The following is a 15209-nucleotide window of genomic DNA, read 5'->3' as shown; positions in this document are numbered from 1 at the left end:
TGCCCGTGACGGCGTCCCTTGACGCCCGGCCGGACGTCAAGGGACGGGCTAGGACAGCTCCCGCAACGCGTCCTCGATCTCGGCCCTGACCGGCATCGACGTGCTGGCGCCCGCCCGCTGCACCGACAGCGCCGCCGCCACCGAGGCGAAGCGCAGCGCCTCGGCCGGGGCCAGGCCGTCGGCCCGCGCGACCGCCAGCGCGCCGACGAACGTGTCACCGGCGGCCGTGGTGTCCACGGCCCTGACCTCGATCGCGGGCACCCGCAGCCGCTCGCCCGAGCGCGCGCCGTAGAGCGCGCCGCGCGAGCCCAGCGTGATGACGGCCTCCTCGACGCGTTCGAGGAGCGCGTCGAGGGCGACGTCGGGGTCGGCCTGGCCGGTGATGTCGGCGGCCTCGTGCTCGTTCGGGACGATCATGGTGACCGCGTCGAGCAGCTCGTCGGGCAGCGGCTGCGCGGGCGCCGGGGTCAGGACGGCGGGCACCCCGGAGACCCGGGCCGCCTCCGCGGCGGCCACGACGGCCTCCATGGGCAGTTCGAGCTGGAGCAGCAGGGCCCGCGACCCGGCGATCGTGGCCAGGTCGCCGCCGGACGGCCCGGTCACGGTGCCGTTCGCGCCGGGCACGACGATGATCGAGTTGCCGCCGGCGTCGTCGACCACGATGTGCGCGATGCCGCTGGGGCCGGGCACCTGGCGCAGGCCGCGGACGTCCACGCCGGCCTCGGCCAGGGTGGAGCGCATCTCGGCCCCGAAGGCGTCGTCGCCGACCGCGCCGAGGAAGGCCACCTGCGCGCCGGCACGGGCCGCGGCGATGGCCTGGTTGGCGCCCTTGCCGCCGGGCACGGTCCTGAACCGGTGACCGGTGACCGTCTCGCCCCGCTTGGGGGCCTGGGATACGTACGCGACGAGGTCCATGTTGGCGCTGCCGAAAACCGAGATCATGGGGCCATCATCTCCTGTGTACGTCGCGCCAGTTCGCCGAGCCCCACCCCGTCGAAGCCGGTCAGGCTGCTGGCCAGGCTGTCGCGCATGAGCCAGCGGTCCGGTACGCCGCCGTTCAGCGCGCCCGCCACGGACCCCGCCGTGGCCCCGGCCGAGTCGGTGTCCCAGCCGCCGGCGACCGCGCCCGCGACCGTGGCGGTGAAGTCGCCCGCGCCGTGGATCAGCGTGGCGGCGACCAGCGCGGCGTTGTTGATCGTGTGCACCCAGTGCAGCGTGCCATGCCGCTGGTGCAGCAGGTCGATGACACGCTCGAAGTCCGGCTCGCGGGCGGCGTCGGCGACGGCCAGGCTGACCGCCTCGTGCAGGCGGGAGTCGCGCGGCACGACCGACAGGCCCGCCTCCACGGCCTCCCGCGCCGAGCCGGCGACCAGCGAGGCGGCGCACATGGCCGCGACGAACATCGCGCCGTAGATCCCGTTGGCGGTGTGGGTCAGCCGGGCGTCGCGCCAGGCCAGTTCGGCGGCCGTGGCGGGGTCGCCGGGGTTGGCCCAGCCGTAGACGTCCGTCCTGATGAAGGCGCCGATCCACTCGCGGAACGGGTTGCGGCGGGTGGCCGTCTCCGGCGGCTCGAAGCCGTCGAGCAGGTTGCGGTAGGCGACCCGCTCGGCGGTGAACGTGCGGCCGGCCGGCAGCTCGTCCAGCCACAGCTTGGCGACGTCCTCGGTGGTGAAGCCGCGGCCGTGGCGCTCCAGGACGGACAGCGCCAGCAGCGGGTAGTTGAGGTCGTCGTCCTCGGGGATGCCGTCGATGTTCTCGGCCAGCGAGTTGACCGCGCTGCGCCGGTTCCACGGCCACCTGCGCGCGATCTCCTCCGGCAGGCCCTCGGCGGTGAACCAGCCGGTGATCGGCCAGTTGCCGGTGGCCTCGGCGATCTGCCTGATGCCCGCGCGCGGGATCTTCTCCACCGGCTTGCCCAGCACGCAGCCGGCCGCCCGTCCCTGCCAGGCGCCCAGCAGCCGCGCCGGGTCCGGCTTCGCCGCGGTCCCGGCCGCGGGCCAGTCGGGGCAGGCGGCGACGATGGCGTCCAGCTCGGAGGGCTCGGCCAGCGGCGAGGGGATCGCGGCCAGCTCGTCCAGCAGGCTCTCGGCCAGGGGGCGCAGCCGGGCCGCGGCGGCCTCGGAGGCGCCGGCGCGCGGCGGGGCGTCGTGGCCGCCCGCCGCGTGCCACCGTCCGGCCAGCTCGCGCACCTGCGGCAGGTCGCCCCTGCCGTCCTCGCCGGCCTGGCGCAGCTCGTGGCCGACCAGGTCCTCCGGCTGGACCCAGGTGAGCCTGATCATCGAGCGTCCAGCTCGGCGAAGGCGGCCTCGTGGGCGCGCCGCCGCGCCAGGTCGTCGGCGTGCACCCGGCGCGCCACCTCGGCGATCGCCAGGCCGGGCGCGACCAGGTCGGTACGGCTGGCCGCCCCCACCTGCTCCACCCACTGCGCGGGCACCGCGGACAGCCCCCCGAGGGCGCCCGCGATCGCTCCGCCCATGGAGGCGATCGAGTCGGCGTCGCGGCCGTAGTTCACGCCGCCGAGCACGGTGTCGCGGAAGTCGCCCTTGGCCGCGACCAGGAAGCCCAGCGCCAGCGGCAGCTCCTCGATGCTGTGCACCCGGCTCGGCCGGCGCGCGCCGAGCCCCTGGTCGCGGTAGGTGTCGGCGACCGTGTCGAAGGGCCGTACGGCGGCGCGCAGCACCTCGAAGGAGCCGTCCCAGTGGCCGACGCCGGCCGCGGCCTCGCAGACCGCCTCGATGGCGGCGCGGGTGCCGTCCTTGGCCAGGCGCAGGCAGGCGGCGACCACGGAGTCGACCGTGGCGCCCGGCCGCATGGCCTCGGCGACGGCGGCGGCCATCACGCCGGCGGCCTCGCGTCCGTAGCTGGACTGGTGGGCCCCGGTCAGGTCGACGGCCTCGGCGTAGGCGGCGTCGGGGTCGGCGGCGTTGACGATGCCGACGGGCGCGACGTACATGGCCGCGCCGCAGTTGACGATGTTGCCGACGCCGGCCTCGCGCGGGTCGACGTGCCCGTAGTGCAGGCGGGCCACGATCCACTTCTCGGCCAGGAAGATCCGCTGCAGCGGCAGCGCCTCGGCCTCCAGCTCGGGGATCCACCGCCGTTCGCCCATCAGCTCCGGCACGAAGTGGTCGGCCATCGCGTACGCGCCCAGGTGCCCGCCGACCTTCTCGTACACGCGGATCAGGGCGTGCGTCATCAGGGTGTCGTCGGTGATGTGCCCGTCGCCCTTGTGGTACGGCGCGATCGGCCGGGCGTTGCGCCAGTCCTCGTTGTACGGCGGCACGATGCCCTCGACGCGGCCCCCGTACCGCTCCACGATCTGTTCGGGAGTCCAGCCCTCGGTGGCGCCGCCCAGCGCGTCACCGACCGCCGCCCCCGCCACGCAGCCAGTGGCCCTGTCCTCAAGCGGCGTCATGCGATTCCCTTCGTCAGTTCGATCAGATCCTTGCCCGCCAGCTCCGGCAGGCAGCAGCCCGCCAGCGTGCGGGCCGGCGCGAGCCACCCCTCCGGGATCGCGCCGTGCCCCCTGGCGGCCCCCGCCAGCGCGCCGGTCAGCGCGGGCGCCGAGTCGGCGAGCGCCGACAGGCAGGCGGCGGCCGGGACGGCGCGGGCCAGGTCGCCCCCCGCCGCCTCGGCCAGCGCCAAGGCGGCGGGCACCGTCTGGGCGGCGCCCACGCCGTAGCTGTAGACGTGGTCGAGCAGCGCGGCGTCCAGCGCGGGCACCGCGCCGAACGGGTCGCCCGCCTTCCGCGCCGCGGCCAGCGCCACCCGGGCGTTGTGCCCGATGGCGGTGTCGCCGGGCAGGACGGCGAGCGCCGCCTCCACGGCCTGGCCCACCGAGCCCGACGCGACCGCGGCGGCCACGGCGGCGGCCATGGCCTGGGCCCCGAGCAGGCCGTCGCCGGCGTTGGTCACCTGGGCGTCCTCGGTCGGGTCCTTGCCCAGGGCCCCGAACGCGACCGCCCGTACGGCGGCGGCGTCGTCGAAGTGGTGGGGATTGTCGTGCCCGGAGGCCGGCGGCTCGACGCCCCTGGCCAGGTTGTCCAGCGCGGTGGCCACCGAGATGCGCGCCCGGACGCCGGTCAGCTCCCGGAACGCCGCGGCCCGCGGCCGGTCGATCGTCAGCAGCGTCCAGGCCAGCCATTCGGCGTCGTCGGACGGGCCGACGGCCAGCGGCGCGATCGGCTGGTTGAGCGCGAACGGCACCGGCAGCGTGGTGACCCGGTGCTCCTCGGCGAAGGCGTCCAGCTCGCGGTGCAGGCGCCGGCTCCAGGGCGCGTGCAGGGCGGCGCGGTGCCTGGCCGCGGGCCAGCCGGCGGCGTCGCCCACGGCGAGCCCGATGAAGGCCCCCCTGATTCTGTCCCCCGACATGATGATCTACAGTCCTTCCGCCAGTTCGTCGGCGACGTCCAGCACGTGTCTTCCGGCCACGACGGGCAGGCATTTGCCGCTCACCGGGCCGATCCGGGCGGCCCATCGTCCGGGCACGCCCTGTTCTCCCTGGATCGCGCCGGCGACCGCGCCGGCGATGGCGCCGATCGTGTCGGCGTCCCGGCCCAGGCTGACCCCGAACGTCACCGTGGCCTCCACCTCGCCGCCGCCCGCCAGGACGGCGCCCAGCGCCAGCGCGACGGCCTCGGGCGCCAGGTCGGTCCAGGGGTAGTGCCGGACCACGACGGCCTCGTGCAGCGCCTCGATCAGGGCCAGGTCGTCGTCCGCGCCCGTCGCGAGCACGTCGCGCGCCCTGACGATCGCGCGGGCCGTCCAGGAGTCGGCGGGGATCACCGACAGCGCGGCGGCCACGGCCTCGGCGGGCGTGCCGCCCGCCATGGCGGCGGCCACGGCACCGGCGACCGCGCGGCCGCCGAGTATGCCCTCGCCCGACCCGCTGACCAGCCCGTCCTGCTCGATCAGGCGGGCCGCCTCGGCCGGGTCGCCGGGGCAGAAGATCCCGTACGGCGCCGCCCGCATGGCCAGCCCGTCGGACCAGCCGTGCTGGTGGACGCGCCCGGTCAGCGGCGGCTCCAGCCCCCGGCGGAGCGCTTCGATCGTGCCCAGCTCGGAGAACCCGGCGCCGCGCATCGGCCCGGTCACCGACGGGATGATCTCCTGCCGGTACGCCCGCGCGACGTCGGCCGCGGTCAGGGCGTGCCCGTGCCGGACGAGCAGCGAGGCGGCGAAGATGGCGTACTCGGTGTCGTCGGTGCCGCCGCCCTCGATCTCGGTGAGCCGGCCCCACCGCCGCCGGATCTCCGACGGCGACAGGTTCTCGGCGGGGGCGCCGAGGGCGTCGCCGGCCGCCAGGCCGAGCAGGCACCCCCGGGCCCTCAGGCGATGAGTCACTGCTGGTACCGCTCCAAGACCTGGTTGCCGTCCTCGACGAGCCGCTTGGCCGCGTCGTCGATGGTGATCTTATTGGCGAAGTACTCCTGGAGGACCGGCGTGGCGACCTTGCTCTTCCACTCGTCGAAGCCGTTCACCTTCAGGAACGGGGCCACGACCAGGTTCTTGGCGGAGGCGGTGGCGACGTCCCAGCCGTTGTCCTGGGTGGTCATCGCCGGGTCGGCGGCGGCCGTCTGTGAGGTCGGCAGCAGCCAGTCGCCCTTGGCGAGCTTGGCCTGGTTGGCGCCGTTGAGGAAGAACGAGATGAACTTCATGGCCTCGTCCGGGTGCTTGCTGTCCTGGGCGATCGACAGCGTCTGCGAGACCGCGCCCTGCTGGGCGCTGGTGCCCTTCGGCGCGGGCAGGGTCACCCAGTCGAAGTCGTCCGGGGCCTGCTCGGCGACCTGCTGGCGCAGGTAGACGCCGGCCGGCAGCAGCGCGAACTTGCCCTTGTAGAAGGCGGGCAGCGGGTCGGCGGTGCCCTGGCCGAGCGCGGCCGGGTCGGCGGACTTGTCCTTGTAGAGCTGGTCGTGGATGCGCTGGAGCACCTCGCGCTCCTCCGGTCCGACCTTGACCGTGGTCTTGCCGTCGGCGGTCTGGAAGAACGTGCCGCCGAAGTTGAGCGCCAGGTTGAGCGTCTTGTTGACCGGCGACTTCATCGGCCAGGCCACGCCGAACGTGCCGCCCTTGGTCATCTTCTTGGCGGCCTCGGAGAACTCGTCCCAGGTCCACGGGTTGTCCGCGGTGGGGACGCGCACCTTGGAGGCGTCCAGGAGCTTCTTGTTGGCGATGATGACCTGCGACTCCTGGAGGAACGGCACGCCGTAGATGCCCTGCTCGCCCTTGCCGCCGTTGAAGGTGACAGTGTCCCAGGCGGACTGCGGGATGTCGCCCTTGAGGTCGGCGGGCAGCTTGCTCGTCAGGTCGAGCAGGTAGCCGTCGGAGGCGAACCCGGCCAGCGCCGGCGAGTCGTTGTGGATCACGTCCGGCGCGGTGCCGCCGGCGAACTGGGTGACGAGCTGGTCGTTGACGTTGTCCCAGCTGCCCTGCACGTAGGTGACCTGGGTCTTGGGGTTGGCCTTGTTCCACTCGTCGACGATCTGCTTGTTGGCCGCGACGGACTCCTTCTGCCAGGCCAGGCTGAGGAAGTTGAGCTTCACCGGCTCGCCGGACGAGGCGGCCTCTCCACCGCCCCCTCCTCCGCTGCCGCCACACGCGGCGGCGAACGCGACGACGGCCGCCGCCGCCAATGCGGACTTGATTCGCATATGAGCCTCCTACTAGCCCTTCACGGCGCCGGCCATCAGGCCGGACTTCAGTCGCCGCTGAATGATTGCGAAGAAGATCAGGCTCGGGATCGTCGCCATGAGCGACGCCGCGGCCAGCGGGCCGAGCCTGGCCACCCCCTCGGGGCCGGTGAACCGCACCAGCGTGAGCGGGAGTGTCATCACGTCGGGGTCCTGGAGGATCACGAGCGCGAACAGGAACTCGTTCCACGACGAGATGAAAGAGAACAGCAGCGTGGCCACCACGCCGGGCGCGAGCAGCGGCGCCACCACGCTGGCGATCGAGCGCAGCCGGGTCGCGCCGTCGACGGCCGCGGCCTCCTCCAGCTCGCGCGGCACGGCCCGCACGTAGCCCTGGAGCATCCACAGCGCGAACGGCAGCGTGAACGTCACGTGCACGACGACGAGCCCCGGCAGGGTGTTCACCAGCTCCAGATCCCGCAGGATCATGAAGAGCGGGATGATGATCAGGATGAACGGGAAGACCTGGCTGACCAGCACCCACCCGATCGCGACCTTGTTGAGCAGGCTGCGGTAGCGGGCCATGGCGTACGAGGCCGGCAGCGAGATCAGCACGGTGATCACGCTGCTGAACAGCGCCACGACCAGGCTGCGGCCGGCCGCGCCGATCAGGTCCTGCTCGCCGAAGGCGTCGGAGAAGTTGGACAGCGTCGGCTCGCGCGGGATCCACGTCGGGTCGGCCAGCGCCATCTCCTGCGGCGTCTTCAGCGCCGTGGACAACAGCCAGAACAGCGGGAACGCCAGGAAGACGATGTACGCGACCAGCGCGACGTACTGCGGGGCGCGTCTCATCGGGTCTCCCTCATCTGGCGCCACAGGTACAGGCCGAGCACCGTGAGCACGACGATCGCCATGGCCAGGCCGAGCATCGAGGCGTATCCGGCCATCCGGTAGCGGAACGCCTCCTCGTAGGCGAACAACATCGGCAGCCGGGTCTGGCCGCCGGGCCCGCCCTGGGTGAGCACGTAGACCAGGCCGAACTGGTTGATGTTCCACACGAAGTCGAGCGAGGTGATCGACACGATCACCGGCCGCAGCTGCGGGAGCGTGATGCTCCAGAACCGCCGCCAGCGGCCCGCGCCGTCGACCTCGCCGGCCTCGTAGAGCTCCTTCGGGATGCCCTGGAGTCCGGCGAGCAGGACCACGGTGGTCTGCGGCATGCCGGTCCAGACGCCCACCACGATGATCGCGGGCAGCGCGAGCGAGAAGTCGGCCAGCCAGTTGACGTGCGTGCCGAGCAGGCTGTTCAGGATGCCCGCGTCGGGGTGGTAGACGAGCTTCCACATCAGGCCGATGACCACCGGCGGCATCGCCCACGGCACCACCGCGAGCACCCGGGCCAGGGTCCTGAAGCGCAGGTTCTGGTTGAGCAGCACCGCCAGGCCGAGCGCGGCCAGGAACTGCAGCACGGTCACCGAGACCGACCAGATCGCGCCGATCCGGAAGGAGGCCCAGAAGTCGTCGTCGGTGAGCAGCCGGCCGAAGTTCTCCAGGCCGACGAAGCTGGTCTCGTGGACGCGCGTGTTGCGGGCGTCGGTGAAGGCCAGGCCGATGCCGTACAGCAGCGGGCCGACGCTGAACAGCGCGACGGGCACCAGCGCGGGCAGCATGAGCAGCCACATCTCGCGGTTCCCGCGCGACTTGGGACGCCGCCGGGAAGGCGGGCGCCGGGGCGGTGCCGCCGTCGTCACGGTCGCGGTCACGTCCTGCCTCCCTCATGTCCGTAGGTCTCGCCCGCCGTCGAGGCCCGCACCACCAGGCGCGGCGGAACGGTGATCACGCGCGGCGCGGCGTCGTCGCCGTTCAGGCGGTCGAGCAGCAGCTCCGCCGCGGCCTTTCCGCGTTCGGCCGAGCCGAGCGAGACGCTCGACAGCGACGGCCAGGACGCGGCGGCCAGGTCGGTGTCGTCCATGCCGACCACCGCCACGTCCTCGGGCACCCGGCGGCCGGCGGCGCGCAGCACGTCGAGCGCGCCGAGCGCGATCAGGTCGTTGGCGCACATCAGCGCGTCGACGTCGGGCGCCCGGTCCAGCAGCTCGGCCACCGCGCGGCCCCCTTGCGCGCGGTAGAAGTCGCCGATCTGGACCAGGTCGTCGTCGTAGGGCAGGCCGAGCTGCTCCAGCGCCTCGCGGTAGGCCGCGCCGCGCGAGGCGCCGGGCCAGGTGTCGGGCGGGCCGTTGACCAGCGCGATGCGCCGGCGTCCGAGCGCGTGCAGGTGGTCGACGGCGAGCTTGACGCCGGTGCGCGAGTCGGCCCGTACGTTGTCCACCGGCGTGCCCTCCGGCACCGTGCCGATGATCACGACGGGCGCCCTGGCCGCGGCCAGCATCTGCAGGTGGGCGTCGGTGACCCGGAGCGGGCTCATGATCAGCCCGTCCACGTACCGCTCGCCCAGGCTGTGCAGCACGTCGATCTCGTCGGCCACGACGGCGTCGGTCGAGTGCAGGACGAGCCGGTAGCCGGCCGCCTTGAGCACCGGCTGGATCTGGCGCAGCATCGCCAGGTAGGCGGGGTTGCCGACGTCGGCCATGGCGAAGGCGACCTGGTGGGTGCGCCGGGACTTGAGCGACCTGGCCACGGCGTTGCGCACGTAGCCCAGCTCGTCGGCGGCGGCCATCACCTTGCGCACGGTCTCCTGCCTGGTCGGCAGGCCGTTGAGGACCCGCGAGACGGAGGCGATCGAGACACCGGCGCGCTCGGCGATCGTGGTGATCGTGGGTCCGTCGGCCAAGGCTGTCCTTCCGAGAAGGTAAACGTTTACGGGAAAGTGTCTGTAAACGTTTACCGTGTTTCGCACATGAAACCGGGCCCTCACTTCCGGGTCAAGTCACGATCCCATAACGCCAGGTCAGCGGGCATATGGGCGAAAGAAGAGCGCCCGCTCCCCCGGGTTCGGGGAAGCGGGCGCGTCAGGAGCGGGCTCAGGGCATCCCGGGGACGCCCGGCGGCCGCGCGGGGCGTTCGGCCGCTACGCGGGGCGTTCGGCGGGGACGGGGGCGGGCGGCGACTGCCGCGTGAGCAGGCGGATCCCCGGGGCGCCGCTGAGCGCGACGACGGCGGCCAGGACGGCCGGGATGATCAGGGCGACGGGCAGCGACTCCGTGGCCTCGGCCACGTACCCGAGGACCGCCGGGCCGAGCAGCAGCCCGCTGTAGCCGAAGGCCGTCACCATGGCCAGCGCGCGCCCCACCGGTCCGCCCGCCGCGCCGACCGCGCTGAACAGCACCGGCACGACCGTGGCCAGCCCCACGCCCGCCAGCGCCCAGCCGGTCCACGCGCACACCACGCGCAGCGGCCCGCCGAGCGCCGGGGCGAGGAGCACCAGGACGTACCCCAGGGTGGCGAAGCCGCCGGCGAGCTGGATCGTGCGCACGGAGCCCAGCCTGGCCCTGATCGGGTCGCCGAGCAGGCGGACGGTCGTCATCGCGACCGAGAAGATCGTGTAGGCCAGCGGCGCGTCGGCCGGGTCGGTGTGCAGCACCCAGCGGGCGTGCAGGGCGGCCCAGTCGATGGCCGCGCCCTCGCTCAGGTGCCCGGCGAAGGCCGCCACCCCGAGCAGCGCGATCAGCGCCCACTTCAGCGTGCCGCCGCCCTCGCCGCCGTCGGTCTGCTCGCCGGCCTGCCGGGCGGCGTCGGGCAGCAGCAGGCGGCAGGCCAGCAGGTACAGGAACGGGACGACGACCGCCCCCGCCACCAGCAGCGCCTGCGGGTCGACCGACGCCCGCAGCGCCAGGGACGTCAGCACGCCCCCGGCCGCCCCGCCCAGGCTCCACGTGCCGTGGAAGGCCGAGATGATGGGCCGGCCGTAGACCCGCTCGACCTCGACGGAGTGGGCGTTGATGGCGACCTCGACCACCCCCAGCCCCATCCCGAACGCCAGCGCGAGCGCCATCAGCGGCCCGTACGAGGGGGCCAGCGCGGGCCCGAGGAGCAGCACGGCCGACAGCGGCCCGCCGATCCAGGACACCCGCCGGCTGGACCACCTGTCCACCAGCCGCCCGGCCACCAGCATCGACACCAGCGCGCCGCCGGAGATCAGCAACAGGACGGTGCCCAGCCTGGCGGCGCCGAGGCCGAGGCGGTCGTTCAAGGAGGGCAGGCCGGCCGCCCACAGACCCATCACGAATCCGCTCAGGGAGAAGAGACCGAAGACTCCGACACGTGCCCGTCTGGCATTAATGAGGCTTTTGTTCACGCCTAGAGCATAAGCTGGGAGTCGTGAAAAGTGCTACGACGAGCGGCGAACTTCGCGCGCACAACCGGGTCCGGCTGCTGCGCGCGGTGCACGACTGCGCGGCGACCCGTACCAGGTCGCAGCTCACCCGCGACCTCAACCTGGCCAGGGGCACGGCGTCGGTGCTGGTCGCCGGCCTGGCCGAGGACGCCCTGCTGCACGAGGAGCCCGCGGCCGGGCACGCCAGGGGACGGCCCACCCAGGTGCCCGGCCCCCACCCGCTGGGCCCGCTGGCCCTGGCCGCCGACGTGCGCGAGGACGCGTGGGAGCTGGCGGCGTGCGAGCTGGGCGGACGGGTGAGCGTGCTGGAGGTCCAGCCGCACGACGGCACGCCGGAGGGCGCCCTGGCCTCGCTCGGCCAGGCGGTGGCCGACCACCTGTCGCGGCGGGTGGTCGGGCTCGGGGTGGCCCTCGCCGGCCCGGTCCGGCACGACGGGCTGGTGGACATCGCCCACCTGGGCTGGCGGTCGGTGGACGTGCCCCGCCTGCTGGGCCTCGCGTGGCGGCCGGCCGGCCCCAACCCGGTCCTGGTGGGCAACGACACGGGCCTGGCCGCCCTGGCCGAGGCCCGGCGCGGACGACTGCGCGGCGTACGGGTGGGCCTGCACCTGCACGTGGACTTCGACCTCGGCGGCGTCCTCGTCGTGGACGGCCGACCACTGGACGGCGCGAGCGGCCCCGGCGCCGAGTTCGGCCACATGCCGCTGGGCGGCGGCGACCGGCCTTGCGCGTGCGGCGCGACCGGCTGCTGGGGCCAGGAGGTGGGCGCGAACGCGCTGCTGCGCCACGTGGGCCTGGCCCACGGCGGCGGCCGGGGCCGCGCGCAGGCGGAGGAGGTGCTGGCGAGCAGCCCGGAGGCGGTCGAGGCCGGGGCCCGCGCGCTCGGCCGGGGCATCGCCGCCCTGGTCAACGCGCACGACCCCGAGGTCGTCACGCTCTCCGGGCACGGCGTCGCGCTGCTGGAGCGCGCGGGCGAGGCCCTGACGGACTCCTGCCGGCCCGCGCTGATGGCCATCCGGCGGGAGCGTCCGCCCCGGATCGAGGCCGCCGCGCTGGGCTGGCGCGCGGCCCTGCTGGGGGCCATGGAGTCGGTGTTCGACGCCTTCCTGACCCCCGAAGGGCTGGAGAGATGGCGCGAAAGGGGCCCCGACCAGGGCGCCGACACGCCCGGATCACGAAATGTGACGCATTCCACCCTCAAGAGGAAAATCTTGCAATAACTTCCGGCGGCACGAGCCCCGACCAGGCGATCTTGCGCCCCCCTCCCCCGGCGCTGTACGGATGGAAGAGCCCGGCGCGCTCATGATCATCGACGGGGGTGTGAACGCGTGGATCTCGAACTCGCGCTCCGCATGACCGAGGCCGCTCTGAAGCAGGCCGTCCGGGAGGGCGCGCTGGTCTCGGTGGCGGTCGTGGACGCGGGCGGACATCTGGTGTCTTTCCAGCGTATGGCGGGTGCGGAGATCGCCGGGCCGGTGCTCGCGCCGGGCAAGGCGTACACGTCGGTGGCCCTTCGCGCGGCCACCGCGGACCTCGCTGCGCTGGTGGCGCCGGGCGGCGAGCTCTTCGGTCTGACTGGTGACAGATTCGTCTGTTTCGGGGGTGGCATCCCCCTCTGGGCGGACAACGGCGAAGGGGAACGGGTGGCCGGCGGCGTGGGGGTCAGCGGCGGCACGATCAGCCAGGACGTGGCATGCGCCGAAGCGGCCGCCCTGGTGTGGCGGACGCGTTGAGCGGGCGCTTTCCGCAACACGAACCGCTGGTATCCGCCATGATTAGCCACTGCACCACGGGAAACAGTTTCCCGAACCCAACTCCCCGAGGAGAGAACGAGATGGCACTTCCCACTCTCACCCCCGAGCAGCGTCAGGCGGCTCTGGCGAAGGCGGCCGAGGCCCGCGCGGCCCGCACGGCCCTGCTCGCCAAGGTCAAGGCGGGCGAGCTGACCTTCGCCCAGCTCCTGGAGCGCGACGACGACATCGCCAAGAAGATCAAGGTGTCCCAGGCCCTGCGCGCCGTCAAGGGCGTCGGCCCGGCCAAGGCCACCGCGCTGATGGAGGAGGCCGGCGTCGACGAGAAGCGCCGTCTCGGCGGCCTCGGCGCCCAGCAGCGCAAGAAGCTGGTCGACGCGCTCGGCTAGGACCGGGCGGCCGGGTCCGCGCGCCACGTCGCGCGGACCGGCCGGCGACCCCTCGTAGGGCCAGGAGGGGCCGGAGAGCGGCGCACGCTCCACGGCGGGCCCGGCCGAGGGGTCAACCTCAGGCGGTCGATGTCAGGCTGAGGTCAGGACCTCAGGTAGGCCAGCACGGCGAGCACGCGGCGATGCTGGTCGCTGTCGTCGGCGTAGAGGCCCAGCTTGTTGAAGATGCTCCTGATGTGCTTCTCCACGGCGCCGTCGCTGATGACGAGCTGCCGCCCGATGGCCGGGTTGGACTTGCCCTCGGCCATCAGCCCGAGCACCTCGCGCTCGCGCGGCGTGAGCTGCGCCAGCGGGTCGTCCTTGCGTCTGCGGACCATCAACTGGGACACCACCTGCGGATCGAACACGGTGCCTCCCGCCGCCACCCGCCGCAGGCCCTCCAGGAACTCGTCGACGTCGACGACCCGGTCCTTCAGCAGGTAGCCCACCGCGCCACGGGCGTCGGCGAGCAGGTCGTCGGCGTAGGAGACCTCGACGTACTGCGACAGGATGAGCACCGGGGCGCCGGACACCCGGCGCCGGGCCTCGACCGCAGCCCGCAGCCCCTCGTCGGTGAACGACGGCGGCATGCGCACGTCGACCACCGACACGTCGGGTCTGTGCTCGACGATCGCCTCCACGAGGGCGTCGCCGTCCCCCACGGTGGCGACCACCTCGCAGCCGAACTCCTCCAGCAGCCTGACCAGGCCCTCCCTGATCAGAACCGCGTCATCGGCCACGACTACGCGCACGGCACCTCCGCCACGATCACCGTCGGCCCGCCGTCCGGCGACCTGACGGTGAGCTCCCCGTCGACGGCCCGGAGCCGGTCGGCCAGACCGGCCAGGCCGTGTCCCTTGGCGACGTGTGCGCCGCCCACACCATCATCCCCGATCGTGAGCATGAGGACGTCACCGATGCGGAGCAGCTGAACCGTGCAGATGGTCGCGCGGCTGTGCTTGGCCACGTTGGTCAGGGTTTCCGCGCAGACGAAGTAGATCGCGTTCTCGGTCGCCGCCTGGAAGCGGCCCACGATCTGCACGTCGAGATCGACCGGCACCGTGCAGCGCCCGGCGAGGGCGGCCAGCGCGGGCGCGAGGCCGCGGTCGGACAGGATGGGCGGCGCGATGCCGCGCGAGAGGGCCCGCAGCTCGTCGAGCGTCTCGCGGGTGGCGCTGATCGCCGAGCTGATCGTGGCCGAGGCGGCCTCGGGGTCCTTGGCGAGCTGCCGCTGCGCCCTGGACAGCTCCATGGCCAGGGAGACCAGGCGCTGCTGCGGGCCGTCGTGGATGTCGCGCTCCAGCTTGCGCAGCGCGTTGGCCTCGGCCGACACGGCCGCCGCCCGGCCCTCGGCCAGGTCGTCGATGCGCTCCTGCAACTCGGCGACGCCGGTCAGCAGCGCCCGGCCGAGCCCGGCCCTGACCAGCGCGGCCCCGCGCACCATGAACGGCATGACGAACGTGAAGACCAGGCCGAGCGAGACGTAGAAGATCGTGTTCACCACGTAGCCGGAGCCCAGCCCGAGCAGCTCGGGCAGCTCCGAGTTGCCGGGGATGCGTGAGGTGACCAGGCCGTAGAGCGGATAGGTCAGCCCGAGGACGGGGATCGCCCAGAACACCACGGTCAGCACGAACGCCAGGATGGCGAACGGGAAGTTCAGGATGCCGTGCAGCAGGTCGAGCCACGACTGGCCGTTGGTCAGCGGGTTGACGATGCGGCGGAAGCGGCCCGCCCCCTCGGGCGCCGGACGGTAACGCGGCCGCACCGGCGGGCGCTTGAGCACGTCGGAGAGCCAGCCGCGCTCGGCGTCGGCGAAGCCCCTCGCGACCAGGAGCGTGCCGGCCAGCAGCGGCACGCCGATCCACACGACCGCGGTGCCGACGCCCGCGGCGAAACCGGCGACCATGGTCACGAAGCCGATGACGGCCGTCGGGAAACCGACCAGCGTGTAGCGGGTGTCGAGAAGGACACGCCTCATCAGGGAGCGCATGCCATGAAGGCTAAGTCCCCCGGCGCAGCGGTACGAGCAGGTACGCAGGCGTCCGGGGGTAGGGCTGGCCCTACCCCCCATGGTGGTGTGATCTTGACCTGAAGACGGCGGCCCGCG

15 protein-coding genes are annotated in these 15209 nt (G+C 73.4%); 3 read left to right on the top strand and 12 right to left on the bottom strand.

Features of this window, described 5'->3' with window-relative positions:
* Window positions 1–48: 48 nt before the first annotated feature.
* The 10 genes from rbsK to ACFYUV_RS04710 form a co-directional block, all read right to left on the bottom strand.
* A complete protein-coding gene (rbsK, locus tag ACFYUV_RS04755) occupies window positions 49–942 on the bottom strand; it encodes a ribokinase (protein WP_387664887.1) in 894 nt (297 codons plus the stop codon).
* Entirely contained in the window at window positions 939–2279 is a 1341-nt protein-coding gene (locus ACFYUV_RS04750; protein WP_387664885.1) for an ADP-ribosylglycohydrolase family protein, read from the bottom strand. Before ACFYUV_RS04750 ends, rbsK begins: the two co-directional genes overlap by 4 nt.
* A complete protein-coding gene (locus ACFYUV_RS04745) occupies window positions 2276–3415 on the bottom strand; it encodes an ADP-ribosylglycohydrolase family protein (protein WP_358285534.1) in 1140 nt (379 codons plus the stop codon). Before ACFYUV_RS04745 ends, ACFYUV_RS04750 begins: the two co-directional genes overlap by 4 nt.
* The gene (locus tag ACFYUV_RS04740; RefSeq protein ID WP_387664881.1) at window positions 3412–4371 is read right to left on the bottom strand and encodes an ADP-ribosylglycohydrolase family protein; all 960 of its coding nucleotides are present in this window, start codon (window positions 4369–4371) and stop codon (window positions 3412–3414) included. Before ACFYUV_RS04740 ends, ACFYUV_RS04745 begins: the two co-directional genes overlap by 4 nt.
* Before the next feature lie 6 nt (window positions 4372–4377).
* On the bottom strand, window positions 4378–5343 hold the full coding sequence (locus tag ACFYUV_RS04735) for an ADP-ribosylglycohydrolase family protein (protein ID WP_358285530.1): 966 nt from the start codon (window positions 5341–5343) through the stop codon (window positions 4378–4380).
* Window positions 5340–6650, bottom strand: a complete 1311-nt coding sequence (locus ACFYUV_RS04730) for a sugar ABC transporter substrate-binding protein (RefSeq protein WP_352361224.1) — start codon at window positions 6648–6650, stop codon at window positions 5340–5342. Before ACFYUV_RS04730 ends, ACFYUV_RS04735 begins: the two co-directional genes overlap by 4 nt.
* Before the next feature lie 12 nt (window positions 6651–6662).
* Entirely contained in the window at window positions 6663–7481 is an 819-nt protein-coding gene (locus ACFYUV_RS04725) for a carbohydrate ABC transporter permease (RefSeq protein ID WP_357706637.1), read from the bottom strand.
* The gene (locus tag ACFYUV_RS04720; RefSeq protein WP_357964307.1) at window positions 7478–8392 is read right to left on the bottom strand and encodes a sugar ABC transporter permease; all 915 of its coding nucleotides are present in this window, start codon (window positions 8390–8392) and stop codon (window positions 7478–7480) included. The genes ACFYUV_RS04725 and ACFYUV_RS04720 overlap by 4 nt, the downstream gene beginning before the upstream one ends.
* The gene (locus tag ACFYUV_RS04715) at window positions 8389–9420 is read right to left on the bottom strand and encodes a LacI family DNA-binding transcriptional regulator (RefSeq protein WP_352361218.1); all 1032 of its coding nucleotides are present in this window, start codon (window positions 9418–9420) and stop codon (window positions 8389–8391) included. Before ACFYUV_RS04715 ends, ACFYUV_RS04720 begins: the two co-directional genes overlap by 4 nt.
* A 237-nt stretch (window positions 9421–9657) precedes the next feature.
* The gene (locus ACFYUV_RS04710; protein WP_387664875.1) at window positions 9658–10884 is read right to left on the bottom strand and encodes an MFS transporter; all 1227 of its coding nucleotides are present in this window, start codon (window positions 10882–10884) and stop codon (window positions 9658–9660) included.
* A 23-nt stretch (window positions 10885–10907) separates the two neighbouring features.
* On the opposite strand from ACFYUV_RS04710, the gene ACFYUV_RS04705 reads away from it, so the two are divergent.
* The 3 genes from ACFYUV_RS04705 (at window position 10908) to mihF (ending at window position 13063) form a co-directional block, all read left to right on the top strand.
* Window positions 10908–12143: an ROK family protein gene (locus ACFYUV_RS04705; protein WP_387664872.1), complete on the top strand. Its 1236-nt coding sequence runs from the start codon at window positions 10908–10910 to the stop codon at window positions 12141–12143.
* A 108-nt stretch (window positions 12144–12251) separates the two neighbouring features.
* A complete protein-coding gene (locus tag ACFYUV_RS04700; protein ID WP_387664870.1) occupies window positions 12252–12656 on the top strand; it encodes a heme-binding protein in 405 nt (134 codons plus the stop codon).
* A gap of 101 nt (window positions 12657–12757) precedes the next feature.
* Entirely contained in the window at window positions 12758–13063 is a 306-nt protein-coding gene (gene mihF / locus ACFYUV_RS04695) for an integration host factor, actinobacterial type (RefSeq protein ID WP_043641121.1), read from the top strand.
* Window positions 13064–13206: 143 nt separating this feature from the next.
* Here mihF and ACFYUV_RS04690 read toward each other — a convergent pair whose 3' ends face one another.
* Together ACFYUV_RS04690 and ACFYUV_RS04685 are read right to left on the bottom strand one after the other, a co-directional pair.
* Window positions 13207–13854: a response regulator transcription factor gene (locus ACFYUV_RS04690; RefSeq protein ID WP_358285518.1), complete on the bottom strand. Its 648-nt coding sequence runs from the start codon at window positions 13852–13854 to the stop codon at window positions 13207–13209.
* Complete coding sequence (locus ACFYUV_RS04685) at window positions 13845–15092, bottom strand: sensor histidine kinase (protein ID WP_387664867.1); 1248 nt, start codon at window positions 15090–15092, stop codon at window positions 13845–13847. Before ACFYUV_RS04685 ends, ACFYUV_RS04690 begins: the two co-directional genes overlap by 10 nt.
* Window positions 15093–15209 lie beyond the last annotated feature (117 nt).

The organism is Nonomuraea sp. NPDC003560, from assembly GCF_042878785.1.
In the GTDB taxonomy this organism is placed as follows: domain Bacteria; phylum Actinomycetota; class Actinomycetes; order Streptosporangiales; family Streptosporangiaceae; genus Nonomuraea.
This window is presented reverse-complemented; position numbering and strand designations above follow the sequence as displayed.

Bases quoted from the DNA above. Each gene is read 5' to 3' on its own strand.
- mihF (WP_043641121.1), top strand. From the start codon at position 12,758: ATGGCACTTCCCACTCTCACCCCCGAGCAGCGTCAGGCGGCTCTGGCG.
- rbsK (WP_387664887.1), bottom strand. From the start codon at position 942: ATGATCTCGGTTTTCGGCAGCGCCAACATGGACCTCGTCGCGTACGTA.
- ACFYUV_RS04745 (WP_358285534.1), bottom strand. From the start codon at position 3,415: ATGACGCCGCTTGAGGACAGGGCCACTGGCTGCGTGGCGGGGGCGGCG.
- ACFYUV_RS04730 (WP_352361224.1), bottom strand. From the start codon at position 6,650: ATGCGAATCAAGTCCGCATTGGCGGCGGCGGCCGTCGTCGCGTTCGCC.
- ACFYUV_RS04740 (WP_387664881.1), bottom strand. From the start codon at position 4,371: ATGTCGGGGGACAGAATCAGGGGGGCCTTCATCGGGCTCGCCGTGGGC.
- ACFYUV_RS04725 (WP_357706637.1), bottom strand. From the start codon at position 7,481: ATGAGACGCGCCCCGCAGTACGTCGCGCTGGTCGCGTACATCGTCTTC.
- ACFYUV_RS04750 (WP_387664885.1), bottom strand. From the start codon at position 2,279: ATGATCAGGCTCACCTGGGTCCAGCCGGAGGACCTGGTCGGCCACGAG.
- ACFYUV_RS04685 (WP_387664867.1), bottom strand. From the start codon at position 15,092: ATGCGCTCCCTGATGAGGCGTGTCCTTCTCGACACCCGCTACACGCTG.